The following is a 20045-nucleotide window of genomic DNA, read 5'->3' as shown; positions in this document are numbered from 1 at the left end:
GCCTGCTAAGCCGTCCGTCTTTGGGTGACGTGCAGCGCATAAAAGGACATCGCGAGAAGGATCAGGATCGGGACGATCAGGCTCCACGGGTGCGGGCAGCCCCACCAGGTCGCGAACGCGGCGACCGCGGCGATCGGCGCGAGGAAGTTCAGCTGCTTCGGCATCGGCGTCACGCCGTCTCCCATCCTGCTGTGGCGGTAGCCGTAGAGCGTGTAGATCGCCATGCCGATCGCCAGCCAGCCGGCGAAGCGCCACCAGGTGAGGGCCGGGAGGCCGGCCATCAGCCAGACACAGGAACCGATCCCGGCCAGTGCGAACTCCGTCTTGACGAGCTCGGGTATCTTGCGGCGGCGTATCCACGCGGTCAGCCCGATGACCGAGAAGACCGCACCGGTCACCGCCAGCAGCAGCACTACCGTGTACTCGGCGCGCTTGCTCCAGTCGGCGTGCAGGATCTCACCTGGCAGGTAATAGACGATGACGAGCCAGATCGGCAGGAGGGGGATCCACGGCGTCTTGAACGGCCGGTGGCGGTGCGGATCGGTGTGCCGCAGGATCATGACGCCCAGGCAGACCAGGACGAAGGCGAAGAGCGTGCCGATGTTGGTCAGCTCGACGATCTTGTCGAGCGGCGAGATCAGCGCGAAGAAGGCCACGAACACCCCGGTCCAGATCGTCGTGACGTGCGGCGTGCGGTAGCGCGGGTGGATGGCGGCGAACCTCTTCGGCAGCAGGCCGTCGCGCGACATCGAGAAGAAGATGCGCGGCTGGCCGTACTGGAAGATCAGGAGCACCGCCGTCATCGCCACCACCGCGCCGAAGGACACCACTCCCGCGGCCCAGTCGAGCTTGATGAAGGCCAGCGCCTTCGGCAGCGGGTCGGCGACCCCCAGGTCCTGCCACGGAATGATGCCGACCAGGACGGCGGCCACCGCCACGTAGATGACCGTGCAGATGAACAGCGACCCGATGATGCCGATCGGGATGTCGCGCTTCGGGTTGCGCGTCTCCTCCGCGGCGGTCGAGACGGCGTCGAATCCTATGTAGGCGAAAAAGATCAGCGCCGCCCCGGCCTGCACCCCCAGCCAGCCGTTCGGCATGAACGGCGTGAAGTGCTCCGGCTTCACGTACTTGAACCCGACCCAGACGAACATCAGGAGGATCACCAGCTTGATCCCGACCATGACGTTGTTGAAGACGGCGCTCTCTTTCACGCCGATGACCAGGACCCAGGTGATCAGGGCGACGATCGCCACCGCCGCGATGTTCATGACGACCGGTATGCCGAATATCCTCGGCGCCGCGGCGATGATCTCGGGCGTCCGCGTCGCCGTCTCGTAGTCGATGGTCAGCCACTCGGGGATGCGCAGGCCGAAGGCATGCTGCAGGACGTCGTTGAAATGCTTCGCCCACGAGATGGCCACCGCGATGTTCCCGACGGCGTACTCGATGATCAGGTCCCAGCCGATGATCCAGGCGATCATCTCGCCGAGCGTGGCGTAGGCGTAGGTGTAGGCGCTGCCGGAGATCGGGATCATCGCCGCGAACTCGGCGTAGCAGAGCGCCGAGAAGATGCACGCCACGGCCGTCAGGACGAACGATACGATGATCGCCGGCCCGGCCCCGGGACGGTCGGCGTTCCCCGCCGTCGCCGTGCCGATGGCGGCGAAGATCCCGGTGCCGATGACGGCGCCGATGCCGAGCATGGTCAGGTCGAGCCAGGTGAGGGTGCGCTTCAGGGTGTGGCCGGTGCCGGCCTCGGATTCGCGGGTGATCCGATCGACGCTCTTCGTGCGGAACAGGGCAGAGACGTTCATCCCCTGCATCCCCCAAGCATCTCTTGTCGATGGAAAGCGAATGGCCGCGGAAATATACGCGAGGGCCCCGGGGGAGTCAACAATCAGCCGGGCGCCGGCGGCGGGACCGCTTCAGCGCGGCGCCGCCTCGATGGGACGGCGGCGCCAGCGGGGCCTTTCGGACGTATCGGATCGCAGGGCGTACTCGAAGATCCGCTCGTACCAGAAGGCGGTCGAATAGAGAGAGTAGCCGCGGGCGGCATAGCGCTCGTCGGGGTCCGGTTTCGGCGCGGCCAGCGCCGGACGCCGCAGGACCTCCAGGAACGGGTGCGGGATGACGGTGTTCGACATCGGGTCGAGGATCACCTCGGCTCCGTCGCAGCGCGCCAGGACCACCTCGTGCGAGTCGGTCCGTTCCTTCCCGCGGCCTCGCGGGTGATCGCGGGCGAGCATCGACAGCCAGCGCACGTCGAACCCTTCCCGGCGCAGGAGGGCGCCCAGGACCACCGCGTACCCCCAGCAGAAGGCCACGCCGCCGGACAGGATGGCGACGGGATCGTTCCCCTCCGAGGACTTCTCGGGGCTGAGGGCCCGGTAGACCCAGGCGGTCGCTTCCCTGGCTCGCTCCAGCCGGGTCGCGTCCGAGGGCCTTCGGGTGGCTCGCAGGTAGATCATCCGGTCGTCCGCCGGCGGGTAGGGGGGCATGCCCAGGTCGCGGTAGGTGTCGACCTCCTCGATGAAGAGATCGCGGAACCCCGCCACGAGAAGCCGTGTCCGCACGTCGTCCGGGGCGGTCTTCCAGGTGTGGTTGTCGCAGATGCGCCGGGGATTCCGGGCGTCGCTCGGCAGCGCCGCCACCAGGACTCCGCCCGGGCGCAGGACGCGATGGGACTCCGACAGCGTCGCGCTCACCGAGAACGAGTGCTCCAGTGTGTTGTCGGCGTAGACGCAATCGAAGGCGCCGTCCCGGAACGGCAGCCGCGCGATGTCCCCGCGCAGGAAACGGGCGCGGTCGAGGCGCTGCTCCCGCCCCGCCTTGGCGAGAAACTCCGCCCCGTAATCGATCCCTTCGACCTGCATCCACGGGTAACGCCGCGCGATCGCCGACGTCCAGTAGCCCGCGCCGCAGCCGAGGTCGAGGATCCTCTCCCGATCGAGCGGGATCATGTCCTGCAGCCGACGGGACTGCGTCTCGTTGCGATCGCTCCCCATGATCGACTGGTACTCGCGGCGCACCTGCCAGGCGGCGCTGTCGCTCGCATCGTCGGGCGACGAGTCCACGAGCTCGGCCCGGGCGATGCGCGCCATGTCCGACAGCGACACGATCTCGGCGCCGCCATCGCGCTCCAGGCGCCGCAACCCGGCCGCGATCGCCTCGAAGTCGTGCTCTCCCTTGGTGTGTCCGATCAGCACGAAGTACTCGTGCCCCACGGCGGACGGAGGATAGTCGGGCAGGAGGTGCGCCAGCCCGCGCGGGATCAGGCGGTTCAGCACGCCGCGCAGCGGCCTCAGCGAGGCGTACCTGAGGCCCAGCCAGGCCCGGATTCTTCGGGCCCGCCGATAGGCTTCGGTCGGCCGGAAGCTCGCGCTCTCGTCCTCGAGATGCTGCAGCAGTCGGTCGGCGAACCGCCCTCCCTCCGGGCCGTCGAGCGACCACCTCTCCCCCGGCCGCCAGGCGAACAGGGGCAGCTCGACGATGCCCCGCTCGTCCGGAGGGGCCAGGAGCTGCGGGTCGTGCCGGGCCGCGAAGTACGGCTGGTGGCGCGAGAAGGCCAGGCGGTAATCGTAGCCGCGCTCGGTCGAGTGGCCGCCCGCGTGCACCGAGGAGTCGCAGGAGATCCCGGCGGCCGTCAGGACGTCGTACAGTCGGGTGAACGGCTGCGCCTGGTAGCCGCCGGCCCGGAAGGCGACGACGCGGTAGGAGGGATCGATCGGACGGAGCGTCGACTCGAGGGCCGTCCGGCACTCCGCGATCTTCGCCCCCAGGTCGAACGGGTAGTCGGCCGCCTTCGCCTTCGACCAGTCCCAGGTCCAGACGTCCCCTTCATGCCGCGCCCCGAGCTCGGGAAGCCAGGAGGGATGCAGGTGCAGCTGGACGTCGTGCCCTCCGCGAAGGGCTTCCTGCCACTGGGTTTCCATCCTTCTCGCGATGGCGGGCTCGTTCTTTCGCAGCCAGAGGTACTCCCCGGCCTCGGCCATCAGGGTGAGAGGCGCCTTCGCGCCGCCGGCGACCCTCAGGAATTCGGTCGTGGGGCGGAAGACGTCGGACTCCCAGTCGATGGTCCGCCCCTCCGGGATCGGGTGCCAGGTCTCGTAGTCCAGGGTCACGGCCACCAGGCGACGCCTGCGCCGGGCCAGGAAGACGGCATGCCCGGTCCGGAGGATGCGTTCCTGCTCGAGCCGCAGGTGCCGGCGCACCAGCCGCTCGAGCTCGTCGGGGGCCAGGTAGTTGCCGCCGGGGGTCCAGGCGGCCACGAAGGCCAGGCCGTCGTCCGCCAGGTGATCGGCGATCCAGCGGAGGGACGCGTTCCGGTCGGCCTCGTTCAGGTAGCAGATGACGTCGCTGTAGACGATCAGGTCGTAGCGTCCGGCGAGGCCGGGTATCCGATCGAGCCCGGCGGCGGAGCCCTGGAAGAAGCGGAGGAACGGAAAGCGGCGCCGCCCCTTCTCGATCGCCAGGGCGCTGACGTCGACACCGTCGAGCCTCTGGAACGCGTCCTTGTAGTGGGCCAGGAACGCCCCGAAGCCGCAGCCGATGTCGAGCACCGCGCCCCCCGACGGCTTGCGCTCGCGGATGTAGCTGCGGTACAGGGCATAGCGATCGGAGTCGGCCGCGCCGATCGCCCAGGGATCGTCCTCGTCCCGGTAGATCTGGTTGAAGTCCCGCTTAACTCTCATGGGCCGGGCGCCGCCTCCAGGTGGCCGTCCTCGCGCAATAGAGGACATGCGCCACCAGGACGAGAACGTAGCACACCAGCGAGGAAATCGACGCGCCCAGGATGCCGCGGGCCGGGATGAGGAGCAGGTTGAGGACGACGTTCAGCCCGGCGGCCGCGATCCAGACGCCGACGGAGAACCAGGGGAACGACATCGAAGCGAGGTAGCTCGAGACGATGTTGTTCACGCCGTAGAAGATCATGGCGACGGCGAGGACCACGAACGCCGGGGTCGCCGGCAGGAAATCGGCGCCGAAGAGCATCTGGATGAGAGGCCGGGCCAGGAGGGCCGACAACGACGACACGCCCACCATCACCACCAGGACCGCGGCCCCGACGCCGGCGGTCAGCCGCCATTTCTCCTCCTGCGTGGGGCGCGCCACCAGCCTGGGGAACAGCAGCGTGCCGATGACCGACGGCAGCATGTAGACCAGGTCGGCCATGGAGGCCGCGATGGAGTAGTACCCCGCCTCCTTCGTCCCGAGCATGGAGGACACCATCAGGAGATCGAGGCGTACGACCAGGTAGGCGAAGAAGCACGCCAGGTACGACTTCAGGCCGTACACCATGTGCTCGCGGAGGAGCCCCAGGGACGGGCTCGGCCGCTCCGGCAGGAAGCGGCCGAGCCGCCTCAGGACGCGGACCAGGCCGACGCCCGAAGCCAGGAGCCCGGCGGCGAAGATGGCCTCCGGCGTCACCCGTTTTTCGAGGATGACCAGCACGATGAGGGTGAGGGACACCAGGCGCACCAGGATCTCGATGCGATTGAAGGAGCGCACGTCCTGGACGCCCATGAGCAGGTTCTGCAGGAGCATGTAGCCGAGAGCGACCGGGACCGAGACGCAGGTCAGGACCAGGAGGGCCCCCCGGAGCGGCGCGATGTCCGGCCGGAACGACGCGAGGGCCCAGAGACCGGCGATCGCCAGGCCTCCCACGACCGCGCTCACCGCCAGGCTGTTGCCGGCGAGGCGCGGCATCAGGCTGCGGTCGCGGGCGACATAGTAGGCGTTGGCCGTGTGCAGGCCAAGATTGCCGAACTGCACGCACATCCCCGCGAGCGCCGTCGCCACCGCGAACAGCCCTCGCCCCTCCGGGCCGAGGCTCCGGGCCACGAGCACGCCCGCGGCGACCCCCGCGCCGAGCAGGAACACCCGGGTGGCGAAGGTCTCCCCCACCTTCCAGGCGAAGTCGGAGGCGAACGCCCGCTGCCAGAAGGCCGCCCCCGCCGACCACAGGGAAGGCAGGGACAACCCGGGGATCCCGGGGAATCTCTCTTGCGACGGGGAGGGAGCCGGCGACATGCCCGTTCAAGATAGGCCTTCGCCCCCGGTGAAGCAAGATAGACAGGGGGAGTCCGCAGGGACGGCACGCTATAATCAGCCGCTTCGCCGGGAGCCTAGGAGCCTGGATGAATCCGCCGCGCCGACTGGCCTCGCACCTCAGTGTCGTCGTCCCCTTCTACAACGAAGAGGAGAACGTCGCCGAGCTGTACCGGAGGTTGTCGGAGACCCTGAACGGCCGCGGCATCCCGTACGTCTTTTATTTCATCAACGACGGCAGCCGGGACGGCACCCTCGATCGGCTGCGGGCCCTTGCGGCCTCCGACCGGCGGGTGAGGGTGCTGTCGTTCTCCCGCAACTTCGGCCACCAGATTTCGATCAGCGCCGGGCTGGCGCACGCCGACGGCGACGCCTCGGTGGTGATGGACTCGGACCTGCAGGACCCTCCCGAGGTGGTCCCCGACCTCCTGGCGCGGTGGAGCGAGGGGTACGACGTCGTGTGCGCGGTGCGCCGCCAGCGCAAGGAAGGGCCGCTGAAGCGCGCCGCGTACGCGATCTTCTACCGCCTGCTACGTCGCATCAGCAACATCGACATCCCGCTCGACTCGGGCGACTTCTCGCTCCTCGACGCGCGCGTGGTGGGGCACCTGCGCTCGCTCCCCGAGCGCAACCGCTTCGTGCGCGGCCTGCGCTCCTGGGTCGGCTTCCGGCGGACCGAGATCGAGTACGAGAGGATGGAGCGGCGCTCGGGCGAGCCTAAATACCGCATCCGGCACCTGATGAAGCTGGCGCTCGACGGGTTCTTCGCCTTTTCGACCGTGCCTCTCCAGGTGTCGACCTGGATCGGGTTCATGGCAGCCGGGCTGGGCTTCCTCTACCTGTTGTTCGCCTTCATCAGCCATCTCCTGTACCAGACCCCGGCGGGGTGGACGTCCCTGGCGGCCATCGTCCTGTTCCTGGGGGGCACGCAGCTGATCCTGCTCGGGATCCTGGGCGAATATGTCGGGCGGATTTACGAGGAGGTCAAGCAGCGCCCGCTCTACATCGTCGAGGAGGCGATCGGCTTTCCCCACGAGGCGCCCCAGCCGGTGTCGCACACGACCGAGACTCGATCCTAGGAGCCCGCCTCAATGGACCTCTCGATGTACCGCGACTTCGCGGAGGTCCACGAGGAACGCCACTGGTGGTTCAAGGGGCGACGCCGCATCGTCGCCTCGCTCCTTCGATCGCTTCTGGGCGGCCGGAACGACCTGAAGCTCCTCGAGATCGGCTGCGGCACCGGCGGCATGCTCCCCATTCTTGCCGCCCATGGCCGGGTGACCGGGATCGATCCCTCCGAAGACGCCATCCGCTACTCGGCGCAGCGACACGGGCGGGACGCCGAGCTTCTTCGGGTCGACTTCCCCGCCGAGATGCCGCCGGGCGGAGGCTACGACGTCGTCGCCCTGTTCGACGTTCTCGAGCACCTCGATGACGACGTCCTGGCGCTCCGCCGCGCCGCATCGCTCCTGGCGGACGGAGGCCTGCTGATCGCCACGGTGCCGGCGCACCGCTTCCTCTGGTCCCCGCACGACGTCATCAATCACCATCGCCGCCGCTACGCTCGCCGCGAGCTGCGCGACCGAATCCGCGAGGCCGGGCTCGGCGTCGAGCGGGTCTCCTACTTCAACATGTTCCTGTTTCCCGCCGTGCTGCTCGCGCGGCTGCTCCGCCGCGACGCGGCCGCGTCGACCGAAGGGGAGTCCGATTTCAAGGTGGTCCCCGGCCCCCTCAACGCCTTCCTGGCGGGGCTGTTCGGCGGCGAACGGGTCTTCCTGCGGCTGATCGACCTGCCTTTCGGAGTGTCCCTTCTGGCCGTCGCGCGCAAGGACGGCCGGAACTCCGCGACATGAGCCGCCGCATTCCGGCTCTGCTCTTCCTCCTGGCGCTCGCCGTCCGCGTCCCCATGCTCCTCACGCAGCACGACGATTACGCCTCGGGCGGAATCACCACCGCCATGGGGCTCGTGGCCCGGAACGTTCTCGCCGGCCGCGGGCTCGTCGAGACGATGGGCCCGGACGAGATCCTGCGCCTGTACGACCGCCAGCAGGCGGAGGGGCGGCTGATCGACATCGAGGAGTTTCCAGACCCCGCCGATCCGCCGACCAAGCCGCTCATCCAGAGGATGCCCGGATATCCGCTCTTCCTGGCCTCGGTGTGGCGTCTCACCGGGAGACAAACGTACCTGCCGGCCCAGTGGGTGCAGGTCGTCCTGGGGGCCATGCTGCCCCTTCTTCTTTATGGGGCCGGCAGGCGGCTCTTCGGCGGGACGGCAGGCGTCATCGCCGGGACGATCACCGCCCTCAACCCGCCCCTGGCGTGGCTGTCGGTCGTACCGCTCTACGACGGCTTCGTCCTGCTCGTGGCCGGACTGGTCATCTGGCTTCTGGCGAGAGCCCACGGGCGCGGCCAGCCGCTCGTGGACTGGACGTGGATCGGCGTGGCCGCGGCGGCCGGCGTCTATTTCAAGTCCACCTTTCTCATCCTGCCGCCGCTCGTGGCGGCCGCGACGATACCGCGACTCGGCCTGCGCCGGGCGGCGCTCCGCGGCGCCCTGGCGGCGGGTCTGCCGCTCCTCGCGCTTCTTCCGTGGGCCGTGCGCAACGAGCGGATCTACCACCGGCCGATCCTGACGAACACCTTCTTCTGGGCGACGGTGTGGGAGGGGTTCGGGGAGATCGGCAACGACTTCGGCGCCGTCCTGGACGACCGGGCGACCTACGCCGCGATGACCGCCGGCCATCCGGAGATCGCCTACGCCTCGCCCGAGTACGACGATCTGATCCGTCCGCACGTGCTCGAGGTCCTGAGGACCCGGCCCGGTTTTCTCGTCCGGCTCGCGGTGCACAGGCTGCTCCGCGGCCTCCTGATGCCCGACGCTCGCTGGGGGATCCCTTCCGCGGAGCGACCCGGCCACAGTCTCGCCGAGTTCCGCGCCCGCACGGGCGGAGGCCCGCTCGCCTACGCCGCCGCCGAGCCGCTGGCGGCCGCGGTGAAAGCGTTGCAGCGGCTGTGGGGCCCGCTCCTGCTCGGCATGGCGTGCCTATCCCTGTGGATGCACCAGCGGCGCTGGCGGGATCTCCTGCCGACTCTCGGCGTCGCAGCGGCCTTCATTTCTACGGCCGTCCTTCTGCACCTCGAGGGGCGCTACCTGCTTCCGGCCGCCCTGGTGTGGACCCTCTTCGCCTCGGGCATCACGGCCGCCGCCCCCGAGCGATGACGTACCAGCCGAACAGCGTTCCGAGCGCGTCGAGCCACGATCGCGGGACGTGCCTCCAGAGCCTTCCCACGAGCGGCAGGCCCGGCAGGTCCTCGACCACGAGCTTTCTCACCCGGAGCGACTCGACCGCGAAGCCGGCGTCCCGCAGCAGTCTTTTTACTTCCCCCCGGCTGTAGACGTTGACCAGCGGGCGGGCATCGCTCGTGGTGAACTCGATCATCGACAGACGCTCCCGGAAGCTCCGCGTTCTGTAGCCGCGATAGAGCAGGTGCTCCACGAGGAATAGCGTGAACCAGTAGTAGACCGAGTTCCTGTGGTACAGGATGACCCAGATCTCCCCCCCGCTCCTCAGGACCCTGTGCTGCTCGCGCAGGCTCTTCGCGATGTCGGGCGTGTGGTGCAGCACCCCGTTCGAGAACGCCACGTCGAAGCCGTCGGCGCCGAACGGCAGGTCTTCCGCATCGGCCCGCGCGACCCTCGGCTTCAGTCCGTAGAGAGCCAGGTGCGCCCGCGTCCGCCGCGGGTTCTCGGGGGTGATGTCGATCCCGGTGTAGCGCGCCCCCGCCTTGCAGAAATCGTAGGCGTCGAAGCCGGCGCCGCAGCCGATCTCCAGGACGTCCCGCCCGGCTGTGGCGCCGAACGGCACCAGCTCCGCCAGCCACGGAATCTCGTAATCGTTCCGGCGCCGCCGCGCCGTCTCGAAAAACTCCCGCGTCCCCGGCTCGGCCCCGCCGGCATAGATCGCCCCGGCCGGCGACGCTCCCCAGACTCTGACCGTCCGATCCTTCGCTTCCACGCCACGCGCCTCCACGTCCGCGCCGGAGCCTAGCCGCTGCCATTCCGGAAGGTCAAGGGCAGGCCAATCTGATTTCCCTTTGCAGCGGACCGGAAACGGGGTAGATTCCCTCCAGGTCATCCTGAATCATTGCTCCCGAGGAATAAAGCCCGCGCGGCAGTGCCCCGCAGAGCGGAGGACTCATGGGACCCAGGCTCCGTAGGCCGGCCTTGGCGGCACTTTGCCTTTCGCTGGCATTGTTCACTTCCCCTCGAGGGTCCTCGGCCGGTGGCCAGGGAACCGGGCTCTTCGCGAACCCGGTCCTCGAGGGGATCACCCGCCCGAGCGCCACGCTCACCGCTGATTTCAATGGGGACGGCGTGCCCGATCTCGCCGTGCTCAGCCTGGACCAGTCCTTCACTTTCGGCCAGGTCCTGATCTTTCTCGGAAACGGCGACGGCTCGTTCACCTCGCGCCCTCCAGTCGCTCTCGCAACCCTATCCGCCGTTCAGACATCCGCCGATTTCAATGGTGACGGCAGGCCCGACCTGGCGGTGAGCAACATGGTGTCGAACGCACCGGTCGTCGCGATCCTTCAGGGCCGGGGGGACGGGACTTTTGATCCGGTGAATCTGATCGCCGCCGACCGGATGCCCGCCGCCCTCGTTGCGGGAAATCTCGACTCCGACGCGCACACCGACCTGGTGCTGTTGCAGGGTTGCGCGGACTCCTCCTGCGCGAACGGGAGCGTCTCCGTCCTGTTGGGACAGGGCGACGGAACGTTCGGGCCCCCGTCGCTTTTCCCTGTCGGCGTGAGCCCCGTGACCGCGTTGATCGGTGACGTGGACGGTGATTCGAAGGCCGATCTCGTCACGGTGAATCGTGGGACCCTCTCCGTCTTCATCGGGGACGGGACCGGCAGTTTGCGACCGGGGAACGGCGTGATCACGTTCCAGCCTCCGGCGTGCGCTGCGGGGGGCGATTTCAATTCCGACGAACTCCTGGACGTCGCGCTCGCCACAGTTCAGGGACAGATTCTCGTGCTGACCTCGCGCGGCGACGGCTCGTACGCATCGCTGCTGCCGCTTTCCTCAGGGGAGTTTCCGACCTTCTGTCGCGCCACCGACTGGAATGCGGACGGCAAGCTCGATCTGCTCACGGTCGGTGCGGGTGACAACTCGGGCACAGTGTTCATCGGGCGAGGCGACGGCTCCTTCGATGACTTTGACTCCATTCTAACCGGAAGGGGCCCCATCTCCCTGGCCGTGGCGGACTGGAACCTGGATGGGCATGCGGACCTTGCGGTTTCGAACCTGGTCTCGAACAACGTCTTCATTCTTTCAGCGACTGCTGACGGCCACCTCGACCAGGGGCGCCTGCTGACGTTCAAGGGCATCCTTGCATCGATCGCCTCCGCTGATTTCGACGCTGACGGCCGGCTCGATCTGGTCGTGGGGAGTGGGAACTTCTTCTTCGTTCACTTTTCCAACGGGGACGGCACCTTCCGATCCCCCGGGCTCCAGTTCTATTCGAGCTCGTTCGATGCGCTCGGAACGGGTGATTTCAACCGGGACGGCCATCAAGACGTGGTGACGCTGCAGCGATCACCCAAGAACATCCAGGTCTCGCTCGGCCGCGGCGACGAGTATTTCTCGCCATACGGCAATTCAATCGTCCCGGCGACGGCGATCGGCCTGGCGGTCGGTGACCTGAACGAAGATGGGGCTCCGGACGTGGTGACGGCCAACGGCGGGACGTCCGGCTCGGGGACGAGCAGGAACACGGTCTCCGTCCTCCTTGGCCGGGGGGACGGGACGTTCATGCCGCGAGTCGACTATGCGGCCGGCAACTTTCTAAGCTCCGTGACTCTCGGCGATGTGACGGGGGACGGCCGCATGGATATCGTCGCCATCAATTCGCCGGGTGACGCGATCGCCATTTTCCCCGGGATGGGTGGCGGGCAATTCGCAGCCGCGAGCCTCATCCCTTTGCCCGCAATTCCCCGGAGCGCGGCACTGGGCGATCTCGACTCGGACGGCCTGCTCGATCTTATTGTCTCCAGCTCGGACATCGCCGGGGTCGCCTCGACGGTCTCCGTATTCCTGAGCCGCGGCGGTGGCACGTTTGACCCCATCGTCCAGTATCCCTTGGCAGGGTCGTCGCGGGGGATCGTCGTGGCCGACCTCGACGGCGACGGCACGCTCGATGTGGCCCTGGCCGATACGGTATCCGGAGACATCCCGATCCTGCTCGGACAGGGAGATGGTACGTTAAATCCGAACGCGCGCTACGCGGTTTCCGCTGGGGCCGCGGCAATTTTCTCGGCCGATTTCAACACCGATACCCGGGCCGACCTCGTCGTCGCGCACGAGAATGGAATTTCGCTCCTTCTGAACCGCGGACCGTTCCCCGATGGCGACCACGACGGCGTGGACGACCGATCCGATTCATGCACCGACCTCGACGGCGACGGATATGGGGAACCCGGATTCCCGGCCAGCACCTGTCCGCGCGACAACTGCCCGTCCTTGGGCAACGCTTCGCAGGCCGACCGCGACGGGGATAGCGTGGGAGACGCCTGCGACGATTGCGTCGAGGCCTCCGACCCCTCGCAGGCCGACCGGGATCATGATGGTACGGGCGACGCCTGCGACCCCTGCACGGATCCGGACGGCGACGGCTTCGGCGAGCCCGGCTTCCCCGCCAGCACCTGCGCCACCGACAACTGTCCGTATAGGGCCAATGCCTCGCAGTCGGACTCGGATGGCGACGGGGTCGGCGACGCCTGCGACAACTGCTCGGCCTTCAATCCCTCCCAGTCGGACTTCGACTCCGACGGCCTCGCCGATGCCTGCGACCCGTGCACGGATTCCGACCGGGACGGGTTCGGAGATCCGGGATACGCGGCCAACACGTGCCCGAGAGACAACTGTCCGGGCGTCCAGGACACGACCCAGACCGACACCGACCAGGACGGCTTCGGGAATATCTGCGACAACTGCCCGACCTTCGCCAATCCCCAGCAGCAGAACATCGATCTGGATGGGAAGGGGGATGCGTGCGATGTATGCCCCTTCGACCCCGGCAACGACGCCGATGCGGACGGCGCCTGCTCCGATCAGGACAACTGTCCGGATGAGCCGAACGCCGGCCAGGAGGATCGGGACGGCGACGGCCAGGGGGATACGTGCGACAACTGCCCGGCTGACTTCAACCCGGCCCAGGTGGACGACAACGCCGACGGAATCGGAGACGCCTGCGAACCTGCGCTGACGGGCCCGTTGTTCCCCGCTCCGGCATTCGATGCCGGGATCCAGCCTTATCGACTTCAGCTGGGTGATGCTGTGGGAGACGGCGCCGAGGATGGGCTCGTGTTGAATCGGGAATATTACGGGGGCTACGTCTTGAACATCTCTCTACTCGCTGGGAATGGCGACGGCACATTCCAGCCCCGGCAGTCGTTGCCTGGGAGTTCCGCGGCGCGCGGGGACTTCAATGGAGACGGGAGGATCGACTTGGTCGTCGCCCAGTGGTCAAATGAGCTCAGGCTCCATTTACGAACCTCATCGGGCTTACTCGAGGATCCCCGCCCCATCTCAGTATCGCTGTATCCACCGTACGCGGTCGCGGCAGGCGATCTGAATCGTGACGGCAACGAAGACCTAGTGGTTTCCGGTGTGTTCACGAGCGGTGGATTGCTCGCCGAAATCCTCGTCCTCCTGGGCCAGGGGGACGGGACGTTTCATTCCGTCGGGCCATTCAACGCCGAGGACCCGATTGATTCCCTCACGATCATCGACCTGAATCTTGATGGGGCGGAGGACGTCGTGGCCGCACCTCGCCAACAATCCGGTATCTTCGGGCGGAACGTCCTGTTCTTCCCTGGACGAGGTGATGGAACCCTGGGTCCCCATGCGTCCTGGGGGGGGGACAATGGACAGCCGGTGATCTTTGCCGACTTCAACGGCGACGGGGCACCGGATTCTCTACTCCCCGGGTACAACGCCGTATCGATGAACAACGGCAACGGGACTTTCGGCCCGCCCTCTGTGGTGTTCAATGGATATGTCATTTCGGCCGCAGCCGGTGACCTCGACGGAGACGGAACGATCGATCTGGTCCTGAGCACGAGGTTTCCCGTTGACCTGGTCGTCCTGCGTGGCGTGGGTGACGGAACCTTCGAGGAGACGGGCCGCTTCCCCGTTGGCGGATATCTGGGCGAGCTGGCGATCTCCGACCTGAACGGCGACGGAAGAAGGGACGTGGCGGCTGTCTGGGCTGGCGCATCGGACAGCCACTGGAGACTCGTCAGCTTCCTGAACCTGGGGAACATGGCCCTCGGGTCCCTGCGCGAGGAGGCAGCGGGGATCGGTCCGATTGCCCTGGCCAATGGAGATTTCAACCACGATGGTGTTCCTGATCTCGTGGTATCGAACTCGGGCCTGGGCGGCGAGTACACCACGGGAGGCCTCTCGATTCTGATCGGCAGAGGGGATGGCACGTTTGACCACCCGCAGGCCCCCCCGACCGGCGACAATCCGTTCTCCGTTGCTGTGGCCGATTTCAACGGCGACGGTCATGAAGACGTAGCCACGGCCAATGTCCTCTCCGCTGACCTGTCCGTGGAGCTCGGTGACGGCCATGGCATCTTCACCCCCACGCCCCGCGTATTGGCCGGAACCAACCCCTTCTCCGTTGCGGCGGCCGACTTCAACGGGGACGGAAAATCGGACCTGGTGGCCCTGAGCGGATTCCAGTCAGGGATCGAGGCGTGGATCCTTCTGGCCCTTGGCGACGGCACGTTCCAGGCGCGGTTGCGGCTACCGACCGCCGACGGCGACGCTCCGAGCTTCGCCACGGCCTATGATTTCGATCGGGATGGTCGCATCGATCTCGCGCTGGCCAACGCCGAATCGAGCAGCGTGTCGATCCTGATGGGGCTGGGAGATGGGACATTCTCCGATCCCGTCAGGTACGAGGCGCGCTGGAGTCCCTCCTCGATGGCCGTGGGCGATTTCGATGGTGATGGCTCCGTCGACCTGGCCGTGTCCTGCGGAGGGGGGCCGTATCAGTCAGGATCGGGCGACATCACTCTCCTCATGGGGCGCGGCGACGGAACCTTCGTCCCGGGACTGGTGCTCTCGGTGGACCGTTTCGCCTGGTCGGTGACGGTCGGTGACTTCAATCTTGACGGCCGGGACGATCTGGCCGTCCTCGCTTCCGACGGGGGCTACAACCCGCGGAGCGAGATCGCGCTGTTCCTCGGAACAGGAGATGGGCACTTCGGCCGTCCGGCGATGTTCGTCACCGGGGACGGCGGTCGATTCATGACGTCCGCCGATTTGAACCTGGACGGGAGACCGGACCTGGCGATTGCGACCTCGCCATTTGGAGACGAGGGAGTCGTCTCGATCCATTTGAACACGGTCCACCCGGGCGACACGGACGGTGACGGAATCCTCGATCCGGATGACCCGTGCACGGACGCCGATCACGATGGATTCGGCAACCAGGGATTCCCGGCGAATACCTGCCCGCCGGACAACTGCGCGGGTGTCGCGAACCCTGCCCAGGACGATACCGACACCGACGGCTTCGGAAATGCGTGCGACAACTGTCCGGGCGCCTCCAACCGGCTCCAGAAGGACGCCGACGGCGATGGGGCGGGAGACGCCTGCGATTCCTGCACCGACACCGACGCCGACGGCTTCGGGGATCCCGCCTACTCCCCCCTTTCGTGTGCGCCGGACAATTGCCCCGGGACGTCGAACACCTCCCAGGCGGATGCCGATCACGATGGTGTCGGGGACGCGTGCGACTCCTGTCCCGCTGATCCGGATTCCTCGCAGCAGGATCTGGACCGCGACGGCCTGGGGGATGCGTGCGACCCGTGCGTGGACGCCGACGGTGACGGGTTCGGTTCGCCGCTCTTCCCGCCGAATACCTGCGCCGTGGACAATTGCCCGTCGGCATTCAACCCGGCTCAGCGGGATGGTGATGCGGACGGACTCGGCGACGAATGCGACGTCTGCCCGCTGATCGGGAATCCCGATCAAGCGGACGAGGACCATGACGGCCTGGGTGACCTCTGCGATCCGTGCCCTCATGACCGCCTCAACGACACCGACAAGGACGGAATCTGCGGCGATGTGGACAACTGTCCGCTGCTCGCCAACCCCTCGCAAACGGACACCGACCACGATCTCATCGGAGACACCTGCGACAACTGCCCGGACGTCGCCAACCTCGACCAGACTGACACCGACCACGACGGCCACGGTGACGCGTGCCACCTGACCCTGGTCATCCAGAGCATCAACGAGGACGGCGGTTCCGACTTGGAAGTCACGGTGTTCGCGCGCGACCCGTACCAGCGTCCCCTCAAGGGGTCGTTGTCAATCCTGTCGACCGGAGGGGGGGCCTTCCAGATGCCGACCCAGGGGCTCGTCAGCCCCAACTGCACGACGGGGTATTTCCCCCATGGCGGAAAAGCAGGGATCGGGCTGAGCAAGGACACTTCGTTCGGCTATACGGTCTACACGCTGTTCGACATCGATGCGCTCCTGGCGACACGGGGCGTGATCTGCCAAGACGGCCAGACCGACTTCGTCATGACCTCCCAGACCTGCGCCAACAGCACCAATATCACGTTCGGCTCGACGGCCGCGTCCCTTCGCGAGCAGTTCTGCATCAAGCAGCTTGGGCCAAACGGCGGGACATACGATTTCAGGATCGACACGAACCCCAACAACCCTTCCGGGATCGTTTCCCTCACGCGATTCGATCCGTACGTGAGCATCCAGTTTGATTCGGGGCTACCCAGAACCGTCGACCTCTCCGCCCTTAGGGCCGGCATGACACCCCCCGGGTACGTCTCTCTGAAGATCACGCTCCTCGAGGGAACGACCCCCGCGATAACCTCGCAGAAGTCCTTCCTCTATCGCGACGAGGCTCGAATGGTGCTCGTCAACAACGGTGCGGACACCGACCACGACGGTCTGCCGGACGGGATGGACCCCTGCACCGATCAGGACGGAGATGGATTCGGCGATGCGGATTTCCCGGCCAATACATGTCCAGCGGACGACTGCCCTACGGCGGCGGATCCATCGCAGGCCGATACGGACGGTGACGGAACAGGCGATGCCTGCGACAACTGCCCCGCCATCACGAATTCCGGACAGGAGGATTCGGACCACGACGGCACGGGAGATTCCTGCGATTCCTGCAACGACCCGGACGGCGACGGTCTCGGAAGCCCCGGCCCCGGCCTGACCTGCGCGCCGGACAATTGTCCGGAGGTTGCGAATCCCCAGCAGGAGGATGCCGATCAGGACGGCACGGGGGACCCCTGCGACCCCTGCAACGACCAGGACGCCGATGGGTTCGGCAGCCCGGGCGCGGGCCGGACATGCATGCTCGACAACTGCCCGGCCGTGACCAACCCTCAGCAGGAGGACACCGACCACGACACCATCGGGGACGCCTGCGACCCTTGCACCGACCCGGACGGGGACGGGTTCGGAAATCCGTCCACCGGACGAACCTGCAACCTCGACAACTGCCCGAACGTCAGGAACACGTCCCAGGACGACAACGACCGTGACGGTGTTGGGGATGCCTGCGACTCCTGCACCGATACCGACGGTGACGGATTCGGCAATCCAGGCTTTATCGGGATGACCTGCGCACGCGACAACTGCCCGACGGTGCCGAACCCCGACCAGGCCGACGGCGACCATGACCAGATCGGTGACGCCTGCGATTCCTGCTCGGACAGCGACGGGGACGGACGTGGTGATCCCTCGGTTCCCGCGAACACCTGCCCTGCCGACAATTGCCCGCAGCACTACAACCCGGACCAGATGGACGGAGACCTGGACGGCCTCGGGGATGCCTGTGACCCGTGCACCGACAGGGATGGGGACGGCCTGCACGACCCGAGGTACATCAACAATTCCTGCCCATCCGACAATTGTCCTCTGGTGCCCAACGCAGGCCAGGAGAACGCCGACTCTGATTCCCTCGGCGATGCGTGCGACCCCTGCCCGCACGACCCGTTCGACGACAAGGACGGCGACGGCGCGTGCGGCGAGGTCGACAACTGCCCGGTGCCGAACCCCGACCAGCTCGACACGGACGGCGACGGCCTGGGAAACGCCTGCGACAACTGCGCAGCGGCCGCCAACTCCGATCAGGCCGATGCCGATCGAGACGGGTCCGGAGACGCGTGCCAGCCGACACTCGTCCTCTTCGGCATCGAGCACGCGGGAGACGCCCTGAAAGTCTCCCTGACCGCGACCGATCCACAGAACGAGACGCTCCGAGGATCGCTGGACATCCTGGCGTTCGCTCCGCACACGGTGGTCCTCCCGGACGTCCTGGCCATTCCGGATTGCAGCCACGGACTCCTTCCGTCGGGGGTCTCGGGACAAGGCATCGGATTCACCTTCGGCGCGACGGGAGCGCCGTACCTGTTCGATCTCGATTCGATTCTCGGCTGCGGGGATCGGGTCCCAGACTATCTCCTGGCGCCCGGCCCATGCGGCGACCCGGGCGCGGTGTTCGACCCAGTCATGCCCCTCACTGATCGGCCCTTGCCTGCGGCGATCTGCGCGCGTGCCACCAGTGGCAGCGCGGCGGACATCGACCTGATCATCGAAAGCTTCGACGACTCCTCGCTCCGGATGACGACCCAGGAGGAGACGAGCGTCCTCGGCGTGATCCTGGACTCCGGACTGCCGTCGCAGATCGACATTTCGAGCCTTCACGCGGGCGGCCATTACCACCTGGTGCTCACGCTGACCGACGGCAACACGGTCCCCGTGAAGGTCGAGACAACCTTCGAGTCGCAGGGAGAGTCGCGCCTGGTGTTCGTGCGACCGAACGCCCCGCCCCTCGCGGCCATCGCTGCGCCCACGACCATCGAGTGCACCGGCCCGGCGGGCGGGGCGATCACTCTCGACGGTTCGGCCTCGACCGACGCGGACTCGACTCCCGGCACGAACGACGACATCGTGCTGTTCCAGTGGCTGCGAAACCCTGGCCAGGCGGACGAGCAGGCTATCGGCACGGGCCAGGTCCTCCAGACCACGTTGCCGCTGGGCAGGCATGCGATCGGGGTCCGGGTCACGGACCACGCGGGCGCGACGGGGATGGTCCAGACGGAGATCGTCGTGCAGGACACCATTCCCCCTTCGCTCACGCTGGCCACGGACCCGTCGGTCCTGTGGCCGCCGAATCACCGTCTCGTCCCTGTGCGCGTGGGGTGGCAGGCCGGCGACCGATGCGACGGGGCGGTGAGCGTGCGACTCGTCTCAGTGGCCGGCTCCGAGCCGGATGACGCCCCCGGCGACGGAGACGGTCGGACGACGGGGGACGTCGCCGGAATGGACGCCGGCTTGCCCGATGCGGAGCTTCTGCTGCGCGCCGAGCGTTCGGGGGACGGTGCGGGACGGACATACGAGCTGCTCTACTCGGCGACCGACGCATCGGGGAACTCCACCACGGCGCTCTCCGTGGTGCGGGTGCCCCACGATGAGGGGGATGGGCCGGAGCCGCTGCACCTCCGGCTGGAGCCCGGAGCATCCGCGGGCACGGCCCGGATCTACTGGAATGCCGTCACTGGGGCGGCCTCGTACGACCTCATCGCGGGAGACGTGTCCTCCCTGCGGGCGGAGAGCAACCGAATCTCCCTGGGAGCTGTGCGCGTCCCTGCGCGGCGAACTCTCCTAACTTCGTTCGAGGATTCGGGCGCGACTCCGTCGGCCGGTCGGGCGCTCTTCTACCTCGTTCAGTACCGGGACGGCCACGGACCGACCGGATTCGGAACGGAGGTGGTGCCGATGCCCTCCGAGCCCTCATCGTGTGAAGAGGGTTGCCCGGGCGAAGAGGGTAACTTCGTTACATCGGGCGGCGATCATAGGAAGCGCTGACCTCCCGACCGCGGGATCGCCCGGCGGTCGCGTCACTTGACACGATAGCCCATCCTTGCCACAG

At 67.3% G+C, this 20045-nt stretch carries 8 protein-coding genes; 4 read left to right on the top strand and 4 right to left on the bottom strand.

Annotated features, from left to right (window positions below):
• Positions 1-5 precede the first annotated feature (5 nt).
• The 3 genes from VGV60_01705 to VGV60_01695 form a co-directional block, all read right to left on the bottom strand.
• Positions 6-1817 carry an amino acid permease gene (locus tag VGV60_01705; protein HEV8699968.1) on the bottom strand — a complete coding sequence of 604 codons (1812 nt, stop codon included), beginning with the start codon at positions 1815-1817 and terminating at the stop codon, positions 6-8.
• Positions 1818-1928: 111 nt separating this feature from the next.
• Positions 1929-4694 carry a methyltransferase domain-containing protein gene (locus VGV60_01700; GenBank protein ID HEV8699967.1) on the bottom strand — a complete coding sequence of 922 codons (2766 nt, stop codon included), beginning with the start codon at positions 4692-4694 and terminating at the stop codon, positions 1929-1931.
• Positions 4684-5982 carry a flippase gene (locus VGV60_01695; GenBank protein HEV8699966.1) on the bottom strand — a complete coding sequence of 433 codons (1299 nt, stop codon included), beginning with the start codon at positions 5980-5982 and terminating at the stop codon, positions 4684-4686. The genes VGV60_01700 and VGV60_01695 overlap by 11 nt, the downstream gene beginning before the upstream one ends.
• A gap of 158 nt (positions 5983-6140) precedes the next feature.
• Between VGV60_01695 and VGV60_01690 the strand changes: the two genes are divergently transcribed.
• Genes VGV60_01690 through VGV60_01680 form a run of 3 tightly spaced genes read left to right on the top strand, consistent with a single transcriptional unit; the run spans position 6141 to position 9271 of the window.
• Entirely contained in the window at positions 6141-7130 is a 990-nt protein-coding gene (locus VGV60_01690; GenBank protein HEV8699965.1) for a glycosyltransferase family 2 protein, read from the top strand.
• 12 nt (positions 7131-7142) lie between these two features.
• Positions 7143-7904 carry a class I SAM-dependent methyltransferase gene (locus VGV60_01685; protein HEV8699964.1) on the top strand — a complete coding sequence of 254 codons (762 nt, stop codon included), beginning with the start codon at positions 7143-7145 and terminating at the stop codon, positions 7902-7904.
• On the top strand, positions 7901-9271 hold the full coding sequence (locus VGV60_01680; GenBank protein HEV8699963.1) for a glycosyltransferase family 39 protein: 1371 nt from the start codon (positions 7901-7903) through the stop codon (positions 9269-9271). The genes VGV60_01685 and VGV60_01680 overlap by 4 nt, the downstream gene beginning before the upstream one ends.
• On the opposite strand, the gene VGV60_01675 is transcribed toward VGV60_01680, so the two are convergent.
• On the bottom strand, positions 9246-10067 hold the full coding sequence (locus tag VGV60_01675; GenBank protein ID HEV8699962.1) for a class I SAM-dependent methyltransferase: 822 nt from the start codon (positions 10065-10067) through the stop codon (positions 9246-9248). The genes VGV60_01680 and VGV60_01675 overlap by 26 nt on opposite strands.
• Before the next feature lie 209 nt (positions 10068-10276).
• On the opposite strand from VGV60_01675, the gene VGV60_01670 reads away from it, so the two are divergent.
• Positions 10277-19981 carry an FG-GAP-like repeat-containing protein gene (locus VGV60_01670; GenBank protein ID HEV8699961.1) on the top strand — a complete coding sequence of 3235 codons (9705 nt, stop codon included), beginning with the start codon at positions 10277-10279 and terminating at the stop codon, positions 19979-19981.
• Positions 19982-20045 lie beyond the last annotated feature (64 nt).

Source organism: Candidatus Polarisedimenticolia bacterium, from assembly GCA_036001465.1.
Taxonomy (GTDB): Bacteria; Acidobacteriota; Polarisedimenticolia; order Gp22-AA2; family Gp22-AA2; genus Gp22-AA3.
This window is presented reverse-complemented; position numbering and strand designations above follow the sequence as displayed.

Excerpts from the sequence above, each read along its gene's own strand:
- VGV60_01685 (HEV8699964.1), top strand. The coding sequence starts at position 7,143 with ATGGACCTCTCGATGTACCGCGACTTCGCGGAGGTCCACGAGGAACGC.
- VGV60_01700 (HEV8699967.1), bottom strand. The coding sequence starts at position 4,694 with ATGAGAGTTAAGCGGGACTTCAACCAGATCTACCGGGACGAGGACGAT.
- VGV60_01690 (HEV8699965.1), top strand. The coding sequence starts at position 6,141 with ATGAATCCGCCGCGCCGACTGGCCTCGCACCTCAGTGTCGTCGTCCCC.
- VGV60_01680 (HEV8699963.1), top strand. The coding sequence starts at position 7,901 with ATGAGCCGCCGCATTCCGGCTCTGCTCTTCCTCCTGGCGCTCGCCGTC.
- VGV60_01705 (HEV8699968.1), bottom strand. The coding sequence starts at position 1,817 with ATGAACGTCTCTGCCCTGTTCCGCACGAAGAGCGTCGATCGGATCACC.